This is a genomic window from uncultured Planktosalinus sp. (assembly GCF_963973675.1).
Taxonomy (GTDB): domain Bacteria; phylum Bacteroidota; class Bacteroidia; order Flavobacteriales; family Flavobacteriaceae; genus Planktosalinus.
Map to the genome: position 1 here is coordinate 1 of NZ_CAXBAN010000328.1, position 3035 is coordinate 3035.

The window sequence follows — 3035 nt, forward strand, 5'->3', positions numbered from 1 at the left end:
TTATATAGTTCAGTACCTTTTGTACTTCTGGGGTCATAGTAAACGTTTTATTCGTTACATCTTTTTGTGCTTTGCCTTTCCAAACGCCTAGTAAAAGCAAAAGAATTGTTGTGTATCTCTTCATTTTTTTTGTTTTAAAAATTGATAGCACAAAATTATGTAGCTATCCCTATTTTTGCATATAGGGTTCTAAATGTTCGGTACATACAAATTTGTCCGTTATGGGAAAAAGAAAGAAAAGCTCAACCAATCTGTTGAATGAAAAATACATTATGGAAAGTTGCGACTTAACCTATGCCGTATGTAAGGTTGGTGGAAGATGGAAATTATTAATCCTTTGTAAGCTTGAAAACGGGAAGTTGCGCTATAGTGAACTGCGCAATGCGATAGATGGCATTACCGAAAGAATGCTCACCTTACAGTTGCGGGAGTTAGAAAAAGATGGATTGGTGAAACGTACAGTTTACGCAGAAGTACCACCAAGAGTAGATTATGAACTCACCCCAATCGCCATTGAATTGATTCCTATCTGGTCAAAATTAAGCAGCTGGGGAGCCAAGCATAAAAAGCTGGTAAAATGATATTAAATTTTAAGTAGTATGATAGCGGCTTTGATCAATCATATAGAAAAATTTATAGATATTAAGGATACAAACCTCGGCATGATGGATACCCTTTTTGAAACGAGGGTCTTTAAAAAGAAAAAAGACTTATTAAGAGAAGGTGCTATCTGTCAAAATCTCTTTTTTGTGAACAAAGGTTGTTTGCAGGTATTGTACACTAAAGAAAACGGCACGGAACAAACCATTGATTTTGCGCTGGAAAACTGGTGGACTACCGACTTCTCTGCCTTTTCTAAGAAGAATACATCCCACTTCACCATTCGCACAGTAGAACCCAGTGAAGTCTTAGTGCTAAGTGCCGATGCTAAAGAAGCATTGCTTAAAGAATTTCCTGTTCTGGAGCGATACTTCCACTTGGTCTTTCAATGGGCTTATGCGGCTTCTCAATACCGAATAAAACTACTTTATGAGTATTCCCGGGAAGATTTATATTATCACTTCAGAGATAACTTTCCGGAATTCATTCAACGTGTGCCCCAATACCTTATCGCCTCATTTCTAGGTTTCACCCCTGAATATTTAAGTGAAATCCGCAGAAAAGAGCTTTCTTAAACCAGTTTAAGAATTTGCTGCTTGTTTCTGGTAATCTTTGTCCGCACAAAACAAGATTACTATGACCAATTTAAAACAGGCCTTATCTTTAGGTTGTACAGGAGCTTTAGCCATTTTTATAGCTTTCTATTTTGCATTACCACCCTGGGTACTCTTCATCGCCTGGGTGAGCTACCATCTTTTTGGCACAAACCTAAAAACTGCCTTCACCATCCTGATCCAACAACTTTTTGGAATCCTCATTGCGATGCTCATTCAATATACGGGAGCTTGTCTTTCAGCATTTATCGGAGCGTTTGGATTTCCTTTAGCCGTATTTATCGCTATGATCGGGGTTTTCTACATTTCAAAATTGAAACGTTTGAATACCATTCCCGCCTACTTTTTGGGACTCATCACCTGGTTTTCTTCGGGTTTTGAAATCGCTGTCCAATCACTTTTTACCCTCATCCTTTCCCTGGTGCTTGGTTATTGTATCGCTGCCCTTGATACTTTTTTACATAATAAATTAGCCGCTAAAAAATAAGCTTCAGATGACTGTAAGAAGAGCAACACATTTAGATATAACCGCACTGATGGTTCTTATGAATGAATTCAGAAAGTTCTACAAACAAGAATCAAACCCTGAAGAAGTAGAAAGCTTTCTGAATGACCGAATGAATAAGGAGGACAGTGTCATTTTTGTAGCCGTTCTGGAAGACCAGATGCTAGGCTACACCCAGCTTTTCCCTTCTTTCTCGACTATCAAATTAGAAGAAATATGGATTTTGAACGATCTGTTTGTATCGGAACAATTTCGGGGTTTGGGCGTGGCCTCTCAATTACTAACAAGCGTTTTGGAATTTTCCAAAGCAACCCATCGCCAACAAGTTTGGCTTTTGACAGGAAATGACAATAAAAAAGCACAACAACTTTATCATAAAATCGGATTTAATAACACAAAATTTAAACATTATGTCTTCAACTTTTAACTCACAACACCGCATCAACATTAAAGAACTGGAGCCTGAATGCTGGAAATTAATTATTGAAATAGAACAATTTTTAGCCAGGACTTCTTTAGATAAACAACTTAGGGAACTCATTAAAATCAGAACCTCTCAAATCAACAAATGCGCTTTTTGTATTGATTTGCATACAAAAGACGCGTTAAAATTGGGTGAAACTGAACGTAGGATATTCGCCTTATCCGCCTGGCAGGAAAGTCCGTTGTTTTCTGAAAAAGAAAGAGCCGTATTACAGCTCACCGAAGAGATTACTAAAATAAATGAGGCAGGGCTTAGCGACCATACCTATGGGAAGATAAGTACGTTATTCAGTGGTAATGAAATCGCACAGCTCATTATCGCCATCAATCATATGAATTTTTTAAATAGGGTGGCCGTTTCCACAAAATTGATTCACCCTAATTAAAAAGATAAAAAAATCAGCTTTGGAGGGGAAAATTTAACCCTAACTCATTTTTATTCTTCAGCATGCAAGCCAATCCGGTTTCCTTCGGTATCTAGTATAACTGAAAACAGACCGAAAGGAGCTTCAGTCTTAGGAATAAGAACTTTCCCTCCTGCTTTTTCAACTTTATCAATAACAACTTGAATATGGGGACTGGCATTTATATATATAAATATTCCTTTTTCTGTTGGCGTTCTGTCTTTTGATTTCGATAAAACACCGGTAACTCTCCCTGACAGTGCTTGTTTAACATTGGGATCGTAAGGAAAGAAAGTTAGTTCCTCATTTGTTTCTGTAAAAGTTTTAGTGGTCATTACTATATCAAATATAGTCTCATAAAACTTTTTAGCTCTAGTAGTATCTAAAACCGGGATTTCAAACCATGTGAGCACATTATTATTATCACTA

6 protein-coding genes are annotated in these 3035 nt (G+C 37.2%); 5 read left to right on the forward strand and 1 reads right to left on the reverse strand.

Annotated elements, in window-relative coordinates:
- Positions 1-221 precede the first annotated feature (221 nt).
- From AACY61_RS11380 to AACY61_RS11400, 5 genes are all read left to right on the forward strand, one after another.
- Positions 222-581, forward strand: a complete 360-nt coding sequence (locus AACY61_RS11380; protein ID WP_188459944.1) for a helix-turn-helix domain-containing protein — start codon at positions 222-224, stop codon at positions 579-581.
- Positions 582-599: 18 nt separating this feature from the next.
- A complete protein-coding gene (locus AACY61_RS11385; RefSeq protein ID WP_228251892.1) occupies positions 600-1175 on the forward strand; it encodes a Crp/Fnr family transcriptional regulator in 576 nt (191 codons plus the stop codon).
- Between the two features lie 61 nt (positions 1176-1236).
- Positions 1237-1701 (forward strand): DUF1097 domain-containing protein, encoded by a 465-nt coding sequence (locus AACY61_RS11390; protein WP_228251891.1) that lies wholly within the window; start codon positions 1237-1239, stop codon positions 1699-1701.
- 7 nt (positions 1702-1708) lie between these two features.
- Positions 1709-2146: a GNAT family N-acetyltransferase gene (locus AACY61_RS11395; RefSeq protein WP_228251890.1), complete on the forward strand. Its 438-nt coding sequence runs from the start codon at positions 1709-1711 to the stop codon at positions 2144-2146.
- Positions 2130-2588 carry a carboxymuconolactone decarboxylase family protein gene (locus tag AACY61_RS11400; RefSeq protein WP_228251889.1) on the forward strand — a complete coding sequence of 153 codons (459 nt, stop codon included), beginning with the start codon at positions 2130-2132 and terminating at the stop codon, positions 2586-2588. Before AACY61_RS11395 ends, AACY61_RS11400 begins: the two co-directional genes overlap by 17 nt.
- Before the next feature lie 50 nt (positions 2589-2638).
- Here AACY61_RS11400 and AACY61_RS11405 read toward each other — a convergent pair.
- On the reverse strand, positions 2639-3035 hold a 397-nt coding region (locus tag AACY61_RS11405; protein ID WP_339611704.1), incomplete at its 5' end, for a VOC family protein.

What these genes read in the sequence shown, in the direction of transcription:
- AACY61_RS11385 (WP_228251892.1), top strand. Translation starts at nt 600, where the DNA reads ATGATAGCGGCTTTGATCAATCATATAGAAAAATTTATAGATATTAAG.
- AACY61_RS11400 (WP_228251889.1), top strand. Translation starts at nt 2,130, where the DNA reads ATGTCTTCAACTTTTAACTCACAACACCGCATCAACATTAAAGAACTG.
- AACY61_RS11380 (WP_188459944.1), top strand. Translation starts at nt 222, where the DNA reads ATGGGAAAAAGAAAGAAAAGCTCAACCAATCTGTTGAATGAAAAATAC.
- AACY61_RS11390 (WP_228251891.1), top strand. Translation starts at nt 1,237, where the DNA reads ATGACCAATTTAAAACAGGCCTTATCTTTAGGTTGTACAGGAGCTTTA.
- AACY61_RS11395 (WP_228251890.1), top strand. Translation starts at nt 1,709, where the DNA reads ATGACTGTAAGAAGAGCAACACATTTAGATATAACCGCACTGATGGTT.